The organism is Pseudoxanthomonas daejeonensis (assembly GCF_010093205.1).
Classification (GTDB): Bacteria; Pseudomonadota; Gammaproteobacteria; order Xanthomonadales; family Xanthomonadaceae; genus Pseudoxanthomonas; species Pseudoxanthomonas daejeonensis.
In genome coordinates this window covers 265,153-280,867 of record NZ_PDWN01000001.1, presented here as the reverse complement: position 1 = coordinate 280,867, position 15,715 = coordinate 265,153, and the positions used below count along the sequence as shown (strand labels likewise).

Here is a 15,715-nt window from a genome sequence, read left to right as displayed (position 1 = left end):
TGTGACTCCTTGGGTGTGGGACGATGGGTGTGCGTAGTCAGAGCTGCACGGTCAGGGCCACGAAGTACTGGCGGCCGTAGATGTCATAGGTGCTGTTGTGGGTGGCGCCGGGCGTGCCGCCTACCTGTGGGGGCTGCTTGTCGAGCACGTTGTTGACGCCCGCGCCCAGGCGCAGGCGGGTGCCGAAATCCCAGCTACCGAACAGGTCGAAGTAGCTGAAGGCGTCCACCGCCGGCGTGGTCGAGGCGGGATTGAGCACCTTGGACGAGTGCTCCATCGCATCGATGTAGCGCCAGCGCAGGCCGATGCTGCCGGGCCCTTGCTGGTAGCGGACCTGGCTGACCGCCTTCCAGGTCGGCAGCGTGCCGACATAGCCGGCGTAGTCGTAGACCGGGCCGCCCTTCACCGCCTGCACTTCGTACTTGTCGACCCAGCTGACCACCGAGCCGGCCGACAGCCGCCCGGCGTTGCCGATGTCGCCCTGCCAGTCCAGCTGGAAGTCGACGCCGCTGGTTTCCAGGCTGCCCATGTTGAAGGTGGGCTTGTCGATGTTGTCGATGCGGCCGGTGTCCGGATTGCGCTGGATCAGCGAGCAGTAGAAGTTGTTCACCGACAGGTTCGGATTGGAGCCGTCCTGGTTGAAGCACGCGGCCAGTACCTGCGAGGAGGTCAGCGTGCCGATCACGTCTTCCACGCGGATATCGAAGTAGTCGGCGGCCAGCGAAAAGCCGGTGCCTTCGGGCGTCCAGACCAGGCCGAAGGTGTAGGTGTCGGCGGTCTCTGGCGCCAGCGCGGTGTTGCCGGCGCGGGTGGCCAGCGACTCGCGCTGGGTGTCGATGTAGCTGGGCAGCAATGCGGCGGGAATGCCGTGGGCCAGGCACAGCGCCTCGATCGCCGCCGCGGTCGCGCCGCGCCGCAATGGGCTGCCCGCTTCGCACTGGTCGCCCTGGCCGTTGACCACCAGGCCGTAGCTGTTGGATTCGGTCTCCGAAGCCACGAACAGTTCGCCGACGCTGGGCGCGCGGACCGCGCGCTGGTAGCCGCCGCGCAGGCGCAGGTCTTCGATCAGCGCCCAGTTGAAATCGACCTTGTAGGTGTCCACGCCGCCGGACAGGTCGTAGTCGGAGTAGCGGTAGGCCAGGCCCACGTCCAGCGAGTGCGCGAACGGCTTGTCGTACAGCACCGGCACCAGGGTTTCGACATACACCTCGCTCACGCTGGTGCTGCCGTGGCTGGGCCCCCGCGACGGCACGCCGACGATGCCGCCCTGCTGGAGCAGGCGGTCGGGCTGGAAGTCGTAGCTGTTGCGGCGCCAGCCCAGGCCGGCGGCAAAGCGCAGCTCGCCGGCCGGCAGGTCGAACAGCCCGCCCTGCACGTTCGCTTCCATGACCTCCTGGTCCAGCTCGGTGTCGCTGATCGTGGCGGCAACCAGGTAGTTGCGGCATTCCGGCGACAGCACGGTCAGGCCGAACGGGTTGTAGCCGCCCGCGCAAAGGCTGGCGCCGCCATCGGCCGCAGTCAGCACGCTGCGCAGCGAGGCGATGACCACCGCACCGTTGTTGACCTCGTGCGCGCGCATGCTGCCCTTGCTGGCGTAGGCATCCCAGGAGCCGTTGATCGCATCGAGACTGCCCTTGGCACCGGCGAGGAACTGCCAGTTGTCGAAGTCGCGCTCGAAGGTGCGCGGCCCGGCTTCCTGGAAGCGTTTGTGCAGGCGGAAGTCCGCGTTCGGATTGGCGCGCGAGGCCAGGATCGTGCGCAGGTCCGCGGGAACGAACGGATTGGTGACCGGCACGTTGATGCCGGTGTTGCCACCTTCGGCGGCGACGTAGCTATGCAGGCTGGACCAGTTGAACTGGCCGTAGGCCTGGATGTCGTCGGTGACGCGGTAGGTGACGCGGCCGAACGCGCCGTGGCGCTCCAGCGGCACCTGGATCAAAGAAAACTGGTTGAGGTTGTTGAGCTGGGTACCTGTGTTGTTGAGCTGTCCGTCCGGGCCGCGCCAGTTGAACGGCACCTTGTTGGCCGAGAACAGCGTGCCATCGTCGTTGAAGCCCAGGTAGGTGGTTGGCGATACCGGCACGCGGCCCGGCGCGGCGCCGTACTGCGCGAACACCTGGTTGACCGCCGCCTGGGTGGGCAGGTTGGAACCCAGTTCGTAGGTGCCGGTCTGGATCCGGAAGTCGGTGCCGCCGGGAGCCTTGCGGAAGAACTCGCGGGCCATGAAGTCCACGCCCTCGCGGTCGGACCACGACAGCGACAGCACCGCATTGCCGCGGTCTTCGGCGAAGTTGCCGCCGAGGGTCAGGGCCACGTCGGTGGTGTCGCCATCGCCTTCGCCGTACCGGGCGAACTGGCTGTCCAGGCGGATGCCCTCGAAGTCCTCCTTGAGGCGGATGTTGACCACACCGGCGATGGCATCGGAGCCGTACACCGCCGACGCGCCGCCGGTGATGATCTGCACGTCCTCGATCAGCGCACTGGGGATCGTGTTGACGTCCACGACGTTGTCGGTCGTGGCCGGCTGCAGCCGGCGGCCGTCGAGCAGGACCAGGTTGCGCTGCGGCCCGAGCCCGCGCAGGTTGAGCGTGGCCTGGCCGGTGCCGCCCCAGCCGGCGTTGGTCTTGTTCGCGCCGATGCCCAGCTGCGGCAGCTGGTTCAGCGCTTCCTCCAGGGTAGAGGTGCCGGTGTCGCGCAGGGTCTCGCGGGGGACGCTGGTCAGCGGACTGCTGCTGGCGTAGTCCAGGCGCGCGATGCGCGAACCGGTGACGGTGACGGCGTCCAGCTGCGTGGCAGTGGCAGCAGCGGCGGCCGTGCTGTCGACCGTCGCACCCACAGTGGACGCGTCTACGTTGGCCGCTGCGGCCTCTTCACCCTGGGCCATCGCGGGCAGGAACAACGCATGGGCCACCAGCAGCGCCAGCACGCTGCGGCGCAGTGTGATCTGACCGCGCGGATCGTGGGCCGCAGCCGGCCATCCTCCCGGACCGCGTCCGGAAGCGGAGAGTGAACGCAACGACATGTGGTAACCCCTGGTTCGGCGCGACATGCGCGAACGACGCAGGGAATCTGCCAGCTGCACTGCAGCATGAAAAAATCACTTAGAAGCATCTGCTTATGGGGGTGCCCGGTCATGAGCTCATGAGCGTGGCCGGCCATGAGCAGATGCCACGCGGTTGTTTCCCGCTGCCCGTACTTCATGCAATGCGCGCGCGCAGGCGGCGATGCGCAGCAAGGCGCGTGCTGCCTGCACTCCCAGGTTGGAGTCCTTGTCCGGAGTCCGATCCCGAACGAGAAACGCGTCGTGGCCCTTGAGCCGACGCTTCGCGGCACGTACGCCAGCACGCAGCACTTGCGCCGCGGCTCCATATATGGAAAGCGCGATATCTGGTGTTGACCATGGGTGTGGACCCCACTATCTTGGGCCCGTCGGTTCCGGTGGCCCGCTCGCCACAGGATCAAAAGGGAAGCCGGTGACGCGCACATGCGCCAGTCCGGCACTGCCCCGCAGCGGTAATTGGGAACGAACCCGTCATCGAGCACTGGAGCCGCCTGGCTCCGGGAAGCGACGGAAGTAGGAGGACGGCACGGCCGTCCACACCCATGAGTCCGAAGACCTGCCGACAGCCGCGCGATGCACACCGCGCGGTACCGGCCGTGCAGTCTCCGGGGGGAGATGGCTGGTGAAGCAGGGCCAGTGGCGCAGTCGCCTGCGCGTTCTCGCTCCCTGCGACGCCGCTCTTCCATCCTCCAAGGCAAGACCCACCGGCTTCCGCTGCCCCGCGAGGGATGGGCCGGCGCGTGCGCCATGCATGGAGGAACAACCGTGACCCAGATCGATACCGTCGTCGCCGGCGGCGAAGCGTCGTCCCCGAACGACGCATTCCTGCTGACCCCGCCGCCCACCGCCACCGCGATGAGCGTGACCAAGCGCAACGGCAGTCGCGAGCCGGTGGACCTCAACAAGATCGTGCGCGCGGTGCAGCGCTGCTGCGAGGGCCTGCACGCGGTTGACCCGATGCGCGTGGCCACGCGCACCATCTCCGGCCTGTACGACGGCGCCAGCACGCGCGAACTCGACGAACTGTCGATCCGCACCGCCGCGTTGCTCACCGGCGAGGAGCCCGAGTACAGCCGCCTGGCCGCGCGCCTGCTGGCGGCGTACATCGCCAAGGAAGTCAGTGGCCAGGAAATCCATGCGTTCTCGCAGTCGGTCACCCGCGGCCACGAGGTCGGGCTGATCAACGAGCGCCTGCTCGGCTTCGTGCAGACCAATGCGCGCAAGCTCAACGACGCGCTCGATGCCTCGCTGGACCAGGGCTTCGACTACTTCGGCCTGCGCACCCTGTACGACCGCTACCTGCTGCGCCACCCGCACACCCGCAAGGTGATCGAGACCCCGCAGCAGTTCTTCCTGCGCATCGCCTGCGCACTGAGCGAGGACGTGCCCGAGGTGCTGGCGCTGTACCGGCGCATGGGCCAGCTCGACTACCTGCCCAGCTCGCCGACCCTGTTCAACAGCGGCACCACCCACGAGCAGCTGTCGTCGTGCTTCCTGCTCGACTCGCCGCAGGACACGCTGGAGTCGATCTACCAGAAGTACGGCGACATCGCCCAGCTGTCCAAGTTCAGCGGCGGGATCGGCGTGAGCTACACGCGCGTGCGTTCGCGCGGCTCGCTGATCCGTTCCACCAATGGCCACAGCAACGGCATCGTGCCGTGGCTGAAGACGCTCGATTCCTCGGTCGCGGCGGTCAACCAGGGCGGCAAGCGCAAGGGCGCGGCCTGCGTCTACCTGGAGACCTGGCACGCCGACGTCGAGGATTTCCTCGAGCTGCGCGACAACACCGGCGACGAATCGCGGCGCACGCACAACCTCAACCTCGCCAACTGGGTTCCCGACCTGTTCATGCAACGGGTCGAGGCCGACCAGGAGTGGTCGCTGTTCGACCCGCGCGTGGTCCCGGAACTGACCGACCTGTACGGCGAAGCGTTCGAGGCCGCCTACGTCCAGGCCGAGTCCCAGGGCAAGGCGCAACGGACGATTCCCGCGCGCAAGTTGTACGCGCGGATGATGCGCACCCTGGCCGAGACCGGCAACGGCTGGATGACGTTCAAGGACAAGTGCAACCGCGCCAGCAACCAGACCCTGCGCCAAGGCAACGTCATCCACCTGTCCAACCTGTGCACCGAGATCCTGGAGGTCACCTCGGCCGAGGAAACCGCGGTGTGCAACCTGGGTTCGATCAACCTGGGCAACCACTTCGACGCGGACGGCTACTTCGATTTCGAGCGGCTGGCCGAAACGGTGCGCCTGGCTGTGCGCCAGCTGGATCGGGTGATCGACCTGAACTTCTATCCGATCGAGACCGCGCGTCGCGGCAACCTGCGCTGGCGCCCGGTAGGCCTGGGCTGCATGGGCCTGCAGGACGTGTTCTTCAAGCTGCGACTGCCGTTCGACAGCGCCGAAGCGCGCGCGCTGTCGGCGAAGATCGCCGAGGCGATCTATTTCCATGCGCTGGAGACCTCGGTCGAGCTGGCCCAGGAGCGCGGCCGCCATCCGTCCTTCGCCGAAACCCGCGCGGCGGCCGGCGAGCTGCAGTTCGATGCCTGGAACGTGGTGCCCGAGAACGCCCAGCGCTGGGACGCGCTGCGCGAGCGCATCCGCGAGCACGGCCTGCGCAATTCGCTGCTCATCGCCATCGCCCCGACCGCGACGATCGCCTCGATCGCTGGCTGCTACGAATGCGTGGAGCCGCAGGTGTCCAACCTGTTCAAGCGCGAGACGCTGTCGGGCGACTTCCTGCAGGTCAACCGCTACCTGGTCGGCGAGCTGAAGAAGCTGGGCCTGTGGACGCCGGAAACGCGCGACGCGATCAAGCTGGCCGAAGGCTCGATCCAGGGCGTCGCCGGCATTCCAGATGCGTTGCAGCAGGTCTACCGCACCGCCTGGGAACTGCCGATGCGCGTGCTGATCGACATGGCCGCCGGCCGCGGCGCCTTCATCGACCAGTCGGCCTCACTGAACCTTTTCATGGAAAGCCCGAACATCGGCGCGATGTCGTCGATGTACATGTACGCGTGGAAGCAGGGCATCAAGACCACCTACTACCTGCGCTCGCGCCCGGCGACGCGGATCGCCAAGACCACCGTGAGCCACGCCGCGACCGTGGCACCGAAGCCGGAATACACGCCGGTCGAAGCGGTCGCCTGTTCGCTGGAGAACCCCGAAGCTTGCGAGGCCTGCCAGTAGGCAGGTCGCGCATCCCCAGCCCCCACCGGTAACGCCACCATGCGCCGCTACGCCAATCATTCCGGAAATTCAGGCGTGGAGTCGTACCAGGTCACCGCGCTTTCGATCTTCGTCCGGTTCCGTAACCGGGCCGAGCCGTACGAGTACCGCAGCACGGGCCGCGCCGGCCCCCAGAAGGTGGCGCGGATGAAGTGCCTTGCCGAAGCCGGCGAGGGCCTAGCCACCTACATCAGCCAGCACGCGCACGACGATTACGAGCGCTGACCTTCGACCGACCACGGGAACGGGCAGGAAGCGGAACAGGGATGTTCCAGGCACATGGACGTGCCGACCTCGCGCCGTTCCCCTCGCAGAGAACCCAGACACGATGTCCACCCACAACCGCCAGATGCTGCTCGACCCCGGTTTCGAACTGACCCTGCGCCCGATGCGCTACCCGCAGTTCTATGACATGTATCGCGACGCGATCAAGAACACCTGGACGGTGGAGGAGATCAATTTCCAGATCGACATCTCCGACCTGCATTCGAAGATGACGCCGGCCGACCAGCACCTGATCCACCGCCTGGTCGCGTTCTTCGCCACCGGCGATTCGATCGTGTCCAACAACCTGGTGCTGAACCTGTACCAGCACCTCAACGCGCCCGAGGCGCGCATGTACCTGTCGCGCCAGCTCTACGAGGAAGCGCTGCACGTGCAGTTCTACCTGACCCTGCTCGACAACTACCTGCCCGACCCGTCCGAGCGCTTCAAGGCGTTCGCCGCGGTGGAGAACATCCCGGCGATCAAGAAGAAGGCCGACTTCTGCTTCAAGTGGATCGACTCCATCCAGGACCTGCGCCGGATCGAGACCCGCGAGCAGCGCCGCCAGTTCCTGCTCAACCAGATCTGCTTCGCCGCGTGCATCGAGGGCCTGTTCTTCTTCGCCGCGTTCGCCTACGTCTACTACTTCCGTTCGCGCGGCCTGCTGCCGGGCCTGGCCAGCGGCACCAACTGGGTGTTCCGCGACGAGAGCTGCCACATGGAATTCGCGTTCGAGTGCGTGCGCACCGTGCGCGAGGAGGAGCCGGACCTGTTCGACGACCGGATGCAGCAGCAGGTCTACGACATGCTGGAAGAGGCGATCGAATGCGAAGTGCAGTTCGCCGAGGACGTGCTGTCGGGCGGCGTGGCCGGCATCTCCACGCGCGACATGCGCCAGTACCTGCAGCACTGCGCCGACCAGCACTTCGCCAAGCTGGGCATGCCGCGCCGCTACGACGTGCGCAACCCGTTGCCGTTCATGGAGCTGCAGGACGTGCAGGAGTTGACCAACTTCTTCGAGCGCCGGGTGTCGGCCTACCAGGTCGGCGTGCAGGGCGAGGTCGGTTTCGACCACGCGTTCTGAGCGCGCCGGGTCCTATTCCGCCTTGTGCCGTTCGAAGAAGTCGATCGGCGCCAGCACCGACTGCAACCACTGGCTCGGCCTGCCCATGCCATGGCCGGCGCCGGGCAGGCGGATCATCTCGACCTCCACCCCGCGCATCTTCAGCGCGCCGAACATCTGCTCGGTCTGGCTGATCGGGGTGCGGAAATCCTGCTCGCCGGTGATCAGCATGGTTGGCGTCTTCACCTGGACGGCCAGGCTGAAGGGCGAGCGCTGGAAGTAGAGGTCAGGCTTGTCCCAGGGCGTGGCGCCCATCCAGTGCTTCATGAAGAAAGAAGAAAAGTCTGCGGTGGTGGCCTGGTCGGTCCAGTCCACCACCGGCCGCAGCGCCACGGCCGCGCGGAACTTGTCCGGCTCCTTGCCGATGGCCCACAAGGTCAGCACGCCGCCTCCCGAGCCGCCGCCGATGAACAGGTTCTTCGCGTCGGCATAGGGACGCCGGGCCACCTCGTCCAGGAGCGACATCAGGTCGTCGTGGTCCTGGCCCGGATAGGCGTTGGTGATCGCATTGGCGAAACGGTCGCCGTAGCCGATCGAGCCGCGCGGATTGGCGAACACGACGATATAGCCCGCCGCCGCATAGAGGCCGTGCGTGATCGAGAAGAACGGCCCGTAGTCGGTGTTTGGTCCGCCGTGGATGTCCAGGATCAGGGGATAGCGCTTGCCGGGTTTGAAATCGGGCGGAAAGGCGATCCAGCCCTGCACCGGCAGGCCGTCGGCACGACTGGCCACGGTCAGCGATTCGATCCGCGCAGGTGTCCTGCTGTCGGCCCATGCCCGGTTGAAATCGATGGCACCGCTCTCGCCATTGCCGCGGCTCACGCCCAGCCCGGCGGGCCGGTCGGTGAACGCGGAGGTATAGGCGAAGGTGCCGTGCGCGGCGGAGAACTGGCCGCCTGACGAAGGCAGGTAGAGCCGCGTGCCGCCGACGACAGGCACGACTGGCGTGCGCTCACCCGTGGCGGCATCGATGGTCGCGATGCGCTGCACGCCCTGGTCGTTGTACAGGGCGTGGATGGCCGCGCCATCTTCGCGCCACGCGATTCCCGCCACCGGGCGGTCGAGGTCGGCGGCGAGGGCCTGGACGGGTGCGCCAGGCGCCGGCGTGGTCGTCCACAGGCGCGGCATGTCGTAGAAGCCGGTGGAGGCTTCGCTGCCGAGGAAGGCGAGGCGTCGGCCGTCGGGCGAGACTTCCGGGGCAAATTCGCGGCCGGCGCGTGACGTCAGCCGTTTCTTCGGGGCCTTGCCAGCGGCGTCGTACAGGTAGAGGTCGGTCTCCAGCGGGCCGTTGATCGGATCGGCGGTGTAGCTGCCGACCACGTGCCTGCCGTCCGCCATCCAGGCAACGCCTTCGTCGTCGACCTGGTGGGTGTCGCCCTGGGTCAGGCGCGTGACCGTGGCGTTAGCCACGTCCACCACGTACGGGTGGCGGGCCCCCGGTTTGACCTCTCCGGCGCCATCGGCGCGCCAGAACAGGTCGGTGATGATCTTGGCATCCGCGGCCGCATCGCTGCCCTCGGGCTTCTCGGGCATGCCGGGGATGGATGCGGGCTTGGCGGCCTCGCGGCCGATGAAGGCGATGCGCGTGCCATCGGGCGACCAGCGCAGGCTGCCCGGGTCCAGGTCGCCCGTCGTCAAGGGCTGGCCCACCCCATCGGCCAGCACCATCACGAAGATCTGCGGCTTGTCGATGGAGTTGGCGATGTAGGCGAGGCGACGCCCATCGGGCGAGAACGCCGCGCCACGCGGGGCCATGTCGCGACCCACCAGCAGGCGCTTGTCGACGACCGTACCCTGTTGGTCCAGGTGGGCCAGCCACAGCTCGCCGGTGCGGCGGTCCTTCGCCCTGTCGAAGGTGGCGCGGGTGAAAAGCACGCGCCTGCCGTCCGGCGCGACCACCGGGTCGGTCACCATCGAGAGGGCGTAGATGTCCTCCGCCTTCAAGGCCTCCTTTGCGAAGGCCGGGGACAGGGAGGCGGAGGCGATGGCCGCGACCAGCGCGAGGACACGAAGTGGTTTCATGCCCGCAGCCTAGCCGTGGGCAATGCGGCCACGCAACGAGGCCGGGCGTGGCCGGTGCTTGAAGCGCGGCTGGCGAGCGGCTCCAATGGGTCATGCGCATCGATCCCCGCGACACACGTCTTCTTGCGTCCCGTCGCCGGTTGCTGGGCTCGGGCCTGGGCCTGCTGGCACTGGGTGCGGCCCCCGCGGGCCTATGGGCCGCGCCACGCCGCGACGACGATGCGGACTGGATACCGTCACCGGCATTCCTCGATGACCTGCCACGGCAGATGCAGGCGCTGGGCGTGCCCGGGATCGGAATAGCCGTCGTCGAGCGCGGCGCGTTGGCCTGGTCGCGCGGGTTCGGGGTCACGCATGCGCAGCGGCGTACGCCGGTCACCGACGCGACCCTGTTCGAGGTGGCTTCGCTCAGCAAGCCGGTGTTCGCCTACGCAGTACTGCAACTGGTCGACCGCGGCGAGCTGTCGCTGGACCAGCCGCTGGTGGACTACGTGCGCCCGGAATACCTGGGTGGCGGCGAGGCCAGGGCGTGGGTGGAGTCGATCAGCGTGCGCGACGTGCTGCGCCATTCCACGGGACTGCCGGACTGGCGCAAGGACCCGGCGCACGAAGCACTGGTGCCGTCGGTAAAGCCAGGGACGCGCATCGACTATTCCGGTGAAGCGTTCGTCTGGCTGCAGCGCGTGGTCGAGACGGTCACCGGTGAGAGCCTGGACGCAACGATGCGGCGCCTGCTGTTCGAGCCGGCCGGCATGCGCGACAGCAGCTACGCCTGGAGTCCGGCGCTGGCGGAGCGGTCGGTCTACGGCCACCGCGCGCCGGACGCGACCGTGGAGCCTGGCGGGAGCGAGGACATGCCGCCGCAGATGCTGCGCGAGCAGTGGAGCGCTGCGCAGGTGCTGGCCGATCGCACCGGCACGGCGCTGTCGGACTGGCGCTACGCGGATGCCGCGCGCGCGCTGCCGCAGGTGCAGGCGATCGCGCCGGCGGGACTGGTTGCATGGCCCGCCGACATCCTCGCCAACGCGGCCGCCAGCCTGCGTTGCACGATCCAGGACTACGCCCGCTTCATGGCGCTGATGGTGCACGACCAGCCCGCGGCCTGGGAGCTGCGCCCGGCCACGCGCGCGGCGATGCTGGCAAGGCAGATCGAGGTGCCGGGCCGCTGGACCGACAAGGGCCTGGGCTGGAACCTGGAGTCGACGATGCGCGGGCCGGTGTTCTACCACTCGGGCAGCAACGGCGGCATCTTCAAGAGTTTCGCCCTGGGCGACGTCGCGCGGCAGCGCGCGATCGTGGTGTCGACCAACGCCACGAACGGCAACGTGCTGTACCGCCGGGTCGTGCGCGCGGCCACCGGCCTGGACCTGCTCGCGTTCGACGTCTGAGCCGCGGTCATGCCCGCTCCTATAACGGGTGAAACGAACCCCTGCAGGAGCGGACTTCAGGCCGCGAAGTCGACGCCGTGGACACAGGCGACGCCGCGGAGATTCCGAGGGTGCCGGTGTCGCGGTCATGCCCGCTCCTACAACAGCGGGTGCAGCGATGCCTCTGCAGGAGCGGACTTCAGGCCGCGAAGTCGACGCCGTGGACACAGGCGACGCCGCGGAGGTTCCGAGGGTGCCGGTGTCGCGGTCATGCCCGCTCCTACAACAGCGGGTGCAGCGATGCCTCTGTAGGAGCGGACTTCAGGCCGCGAAGCCGACGCCGTGGACACGGGCGACGCCGCGGAGGTTCCGAGGTGCCGGTGTCGCGGTCATGCCCGCCCCTACAACAGCGGGTGCAGCGATGCCTCTGCAGGAGCGGACTTCAGGCCGCGAAGCCGACGCCGTGGACACAGGCGACGCCGCGGAGGTTCCGAGGTGCCGGTGTCGCGGTCATGCCCGCTCCTACAACAGCGGGTGCAGCGAAGGCCCCTGTAGAACGAACTTTAGGCCCATGGGAAACGGCAGCGCCGATACGCCACCGTGATCCGGGCTTGCGTTACGCTGGTCCGGGAGGCCGTACCCGCGCAGGAGCACCCGATGTCAGAAGTCCCGAGCCCCGAGTCGCGCCCGGTCGAGGCGCGTCTGCTGCACATGGTCTTCCCCGACCACACCAACCACCTGGGCACGCTGTTCGGCGGACAGGCGCTGGCGTGGATGGACATGGCCGCCTTCATCGTCGCCTCGCGCTGGGCGCGCAGCACCGTGGTCACCGCCCGTTCCGAGCAGGTCGACTTCAACCAGCCCATCCACAAGGGTGACCTGGTCGAGGTCGTCGCCACGATCGCCAAGGTCGGGCGCAGCTCGATGAACGTGGAGGTGGAGGTCATCACCGAGAACCTGCTGACCGGCGAACGCAAGCTGTGCACGCGCGGCCGCTTCGTGATGATCGCGCTGGATCCTCTGGGCCAGCCGACGCCGGCGCCACCGCTGCCATCCGCCACCGTGCCCGCATCGTCTTAGGCGCCGCCCGGGGAGCGCTGCAACCGCGGCGGAAATGGCGTGCACGCCGATTGCGCAGGCCGATCCGCTGGCGAGGCGCTACGGGCGCATTGAATCGAGCATCAGGCGAAGGCCCGCGAGCGCGGCAGTGGTGGTGCCGGCGTTCGACTGCCCTCAGCGGAAGCGCGGGAGTCGAAACGACGGGTGCGATCTACACGACCCACACCGCAGGCCTATCCGTGGGCGGGCGTTTCGCCGCCGGCGGACGGATGGCGCTGCAGCCAGGCGGCCAGCGCCTGCCGGTATTCCTCCAGCGCCTCGGCATAGAGGTCGTAGACGCAGATCGGGCAGCCGCTCTCGCAGCATTCCTGTGGCAGCGGCTTTTCCGGCGGCTGCGGGCGCGGGTCGTCCGCGAGGCGTGCCGCGGAAAGGGAAGGATCGTCGCTCACGGGCTACAGCCTAGCAGCGGGGTGCGGCGCGCCGCGTGCCGGTGATGCCAAGCACACGGACCTGGCGAGCGCCTGCATGGCGTGGCACAGGCGATGCGCGTAGTGGACCGCCGCCACGCCGTGGCGCGGCGGCGGCCAATGCTCAGGCGATCGAGGCGCGGTAGATCGATTCGACCGTCGCGTCCAGGGTGCGATTGAAGCTGTCGTCGTCCTGCTGGGCGCTCAGCCCCTCGGTCAGCGCGCGGCTGAAGCTGGCGATGACGCCGGGGTTCCGGGCCAGCTTCGCGTTGGCGTCGTCGCGGCTGTAGCCGCCCGACAGCGCCACCACCTTGAGCACGGACGGATGCTCGACCAGCTCCTTGAAGTAGCCGTCCACGCTGGGCAGGGTCAGCTTGAGGATGACCGGCGTGGCCGGGTCGACCTTGTCCAGCCGCGCCAGCAGGCCCTTCTTCAGCTCGACCTCGATCGCCGCCTTGTCGGGCGCCTTGATGTCCACTTCCGGTTCGATGATCGGGACCAGGCCCGCATCGAGCACCTGCTGGCCCAGCTCGAACTGCTGGTCGAGCACCGAAGCGATGCCGGCGGGGTTGTTGGCCTTGATGACCGAGCGCTCCTTGGTGCCGAACACGCCCTTGGCCTTGGCCCGTGCGAGCAGCTCGGCCAGGCCCGGGATCGGCTTGAGCCGCTGCACGCCGTCGACCTCGTCCTCCAGGCCCTTGTCGATCTTCAGGAACGGCACGACCTGCTTGGTCTGCCACAGGTAGTGCGCCGCTTCCTGCCCGCCGAAGCTGTCATCGAGCGTGCGCTCGAACAGGATCGCGCCAAGCACGCGCTCGCCGGTGAACGCCGGGCTGGTGACGATGCGGCTGCGCATCGCGTGGACCAGGCCGAACATCTCCGCGTCGCTGGAATAGGCCGACTCCTCGATGCCGTAAAGCAGGAGCGCCTTGGGCGTGCTGCCGCCGCTCTGGTCGAGCGCGGCGATGAAACCCTGGCCGGAGGCGATCCGGTCCTTCTGTTCCTGATGGATGGGCACTCGGCTGGTTCCTGTGCGATGGGCGAATGGAAATGGTAGCGCGCCGCCTCGTGCGTCGCAGCATCAAAAGAGGAGACAGCGCTGTCCAATGGCCACCCGGAGCGAATCCGGCCTTGCCCTCGCGGCGGGCAAGCCCCATCACCGGGGCATGGCGATTACCACCAACGCGATCTCCACCGCCGCCGCGAACGCCACGGCCGTGCAGGTCGAAGCGCTGAACGCGTTCGTCCAGCGCCACCGCCGGCTGTTCGTGCTCACCGGCGCCGGCTGCAGCACGCCCTCGGGCATTCCCGACTACCGCGATGCCGAAGGCGGCTGGAAACGGCCGCAGCCGGTGACCTTCCAGGCCTTCACCGGCGAGGCGGCGACCCGGCGCCGCTACTGGGCGCGCAGCCTGGCCGGCTGGCCGCGCTTCGCCACCGCACGGGCCAATCCCGCGCACCGTGCCCTGGCCACGCTTGAGCGCGAAGGCCGGATCGAGGCGCTGGTGACCCAGAACGTGGACGGCCTGCACCAGCAGGCCGGCAGCGCCACGGTGATCGACCTGCACGGACGCCTGGACCAGGTGGTGTGCCTGGGGTGCGGCGCACGCCATCCGCGCGAGGAATTGCAGCAGCGGCTGCTGGCGCGCAATCCCGGCTGGGAACGACATGTCGCCGCGATCGCGCCCGACGGCGATGCCGACCTGGACGGCGTGGACTTCGCCAGCTTCGAGGTGCCCGGCTGCGTGGGCTGCGGCGGCCTGCTCAAGCCGGACGTGGTGTTCTATGGCGAAAGCGTGCCGCGGGCACGCGTGGAGGCGGCGGTTGCGCACCTGCGACGCAGCGACGCGATGCTGGTGGTCGGCTCCTCGTTGATGGTCTATTCGGGCCTGCGCTTCGCGCGGATGGCGGCCGAGGCGGGCATCCCGGTCGCCGCACTCAACCTGGGCCGCACCCGCGCCGACGAGCTGCTGTCGTTGAAGGTGGAAGCCGACTGCGTGGCCGCGCTGGCCGGGTGGGTCGCGCGCGACTCCGGCTGAGGCAAGCCGCGCGATGGCCGGCAGCACCCGCTGCCGCCTATGATCCGGTGCGACACGCCGCCGGCCGTCGACGGCCGATCCGCGCATGGCGGCATGCCGGCTGCCTGGCCTGCTCCACCTGGAGACCGCATGTCGTTCCTCGCCGTCCTGAAACTGCTGGTCCTGGCCAGCGTCGTCCTCAACGTGATGGCGATGGCGATGCGCTCCCGGCCGCAGGACACGTGGTACATGTTCCAGCATTGGCGTGCGGGGCTTGGCGCGTTCGTGGCGATGTTCGTGGTCGTGCCCGCGATCGCCCTGGCCCTGATGCTCAACTTCGACTTCAAGCCGGACGTGAAGATCGCCCTGCTGGTCCTGTCGCTGTCGCCGGTGCCGCCTTTGCTGCCCAGGCGCCAGCTGCAGGCCGGGGCCGAGGCTGCCTACACCACCGGGTTGCTGGTGGCCGCCGCGCTGGCCTCCCTGGTGGTGATGCCGCTGGGGCTGCACCTGTTCGGAGCCCTCTTCGGCCTGGAAATGCGGATCTCCCCCGGCGGGGTGGCCATCACCCTGCTGCTCACGATCGGCGCGCCGATGCTGCTGGGCTTCCTCGTGCAGCGCCTGTTGCGCGACCGCGCGTTCGCGGTGGCCCTCGCGCTGCGCAAGGCGGGCATGTTGCTGCTCGTCCTCTGCGCACTGGCGCTGGTGGCGATCATGGCGCCGGGGATGTGGCGCCTGCTGGGCGGCGGTACGCTGGTGGCCTTGCTGGCGATGATCCTGGGCGGCCTGGCCGCAGGCCACCTGCTGGGCGGCACCTCGCCGGAGCACCGGACCGCGCTGGCGCTGGCCGCGGCGACCCGTCATCCCGGCGTGGCCCTGGGCGTGATCGCCACCACCTTCCCCGAACATCGCCTGGCGCTGGCGGCGGTGCTGCTGTCGGTGCTGCTGAACCTGCTGGTCGCGGTTCCGTTCCTGCGCCTGGTGGCGCGTGCGCCGAAAGCAGCCTGAACCATCCCTCTCGCGATGGCGGCACCACGAAGCAGTGATCCACCGGCGGGCTTGATGCGCCGCGCCGCGCGCGCTGGAATGCCACGCTCCCCCACCAG

11 protein-coding genes and 1 riboswitch are annotated in these 15,715 nt (G+C 68.5%); of the genes, 7 read left to right on the top strand and 4 right to left on the bottom strand.

What is annotated here, in order from left to right; translation table 11 throughout:
- Positions 1–37: 37 nt before the first annotated feature.
- The gene (locus CSC65_RS01230; protein WP_162408139.1) at positions 38–3,022 is read right to left on the bottom strand and encodes a TonB-dependent receptor domain-containing protein; all 2,985 of its coding nucleotides are present in this window, start codon (positions 3,020–3,022) and stop codon (positions 38–40) included.
- 391 nt (positions 3,023–3,413) lie between these two features.
- Positions 3,414–3,639: riboswitch (cobalamin riboswitch) on the top strand.
- Positions 3,640–3,916: 277 nt separating this feature from the next.
- On the opposite strand from CSC65_RS01230, the gene CSC65_RS01225 reads away from it, so the two are divergent.
- The 3 genes from CSC65_RS01225 (at position 3,917) to CSC65_RS01215 (ending at position 7,640) form a co-directional block, all read left to right on the top strand.
- The gene (locus CSC65_RS01225; protein ID WP_238390235.1) at positions 3,917–6,253 is read left to right on the top strand and encodes a ribonucleoside-diphosphate reductase subunit alpha; all 2,337 of its coding nucleotides are present in this window, start codon (positions 3,917–3,919) and stop codon (positions 6,251–6,253) included.
- Positions 6,254–6,292: 39 nt separating this feature from the next.
- The gene (locus tag CSC65_RS01220; RefSeq protein WP_162408138.1) at positions 6,293–6,517 is read left to right on the top strand and encodes a hypothetical protein; all 225 of its coding nucleotides are present in this window, start codon (positions 6,293–6,295) and stop codon (positions 6,515–6,517) included.
- Between the two features lie 103 nt (positions 6,518–6,620).
- The gene (locus CSC65_RS01215) at positions 6,621–7,640 is read left to right on the top strand and encodes a ribonucleotide-diphosphate reductase subunit beta (RefSeq protein WP_162408137.1); all 1,020 of its coding nucleotides are present in this window, start codon (positions 6,621–6,623) and stop codon (positions 7,638–7,640) included.
- 12 nt (positions 7,641–7,652) lie between these two features.
- Here CSC65_RS01215 and CSC65_RS01210 read toward each other — a convergent pair whose 3' ends face one another.
- Complete coding sequence (locus CSC65_RS01210; RefSeq protein ID WP_162408136.1) at positions 7,653–9,701, bottom strand: S9 family peptidase; 2,049 nt, start codon at positions 9,699–9,701, stop codon at positions 7,653–7,655.
- Between the two features lie 92 nt (positions 9,702–9,793).
- On the opposite strand from CSC65_RS01210, the gene CSC65_RS01205 reads away from it, so the two are divergent.
- Both CSC65_RS01205 and CSC65_RS01200 read left to right on the top strand, forming a co-directional pair.
- Complete coding sequence (locus CSC65_RS01205; RefSeq protein WP_202922805.1) at positions 9,794–11,089, top strand: serine hydrolase domain-containing protein; 1,296 nt, start codon at positions 9,794–9,796, stop codon at positions 11,087–11,089.
- Between the two features lie 636 nt (positions 11,090–11,725).
- Positions 11,726–12,148 (top strand): acyl-CoA thioesterase, encoded by a 423-nt coding sequence (locus CSC65_RS01200; protein WP_162408135.1) that lies wholly within the window; start codon positions 11,726–11,728, stop codon positions 12,146–12,148.
- A gap of 212 nt (positions 12,149–12,360) precedes the next feature.
- Here CSC65_RS01200 and CSC65_RS01195 read toward each other — a convergent pair whose 3' ends face one another.
- Both CSC65_RS01195 and CSC65_RS01190 read right to left on the bottom strand, forming a co-directional pair.
- Positions 12,361–12,576, bottom strand: a complete 216-nt coding sequence (locus CSC65_RS01195; protein ID WP_162408134.1) for an oxidoreductase-like domain-containing protein — start codon at positions 12,574–12,576, stop codon at positions 12,361–12,363.
- Positions 12,577–12,718: 142 nt separating this feature from the next.
- On the bottom strand, positions 12,719–13,612 hold the full coding sequence (locus tag CSC65_RS01190) for a fructose bisphosphate aldolase (protein WP_162408133.1): 894 nt from the start codon (positions 13,610–13,612) through the stop codon (positions 12,719–12,721).
- 148 nt (positions 13,613–13,760) lie between these two features.
- On the opposite strand from CSC65_RS01190, the gene CSC65_RS01185 reads away from it, so the two are divergent.
- Together CSC65_RS01185 and CSC65_RS01180 are read left to right on the top strand one after the other, a co-directional pair.
- The gene (locus CSC65_RS01185; RefSeq protein ID WP_238390223.1) at positions 13,761–14,633 is read left to right on the top strand and encodes an NAD-dependent protein deacetylase; all 873 of its coding nucleotides are present in this window, start codon (positions 13,761–13,763) and stop codon (positions 14,631–14,633) included.
- Positions 14,634–14,762: 129 nt separating this feature from the next.
- Entirely contained in the window at positions 14,763–15,617 is an 855-nt protein-coding gene (locus CSC65_RS01180) for a Na+-dependent transporter (RefSeq protein ID WP_162408131.1), read from the top strand.
- The last annotated feature ends 98 nt before the right edge of the window (positions 15,618–15,715 follow it).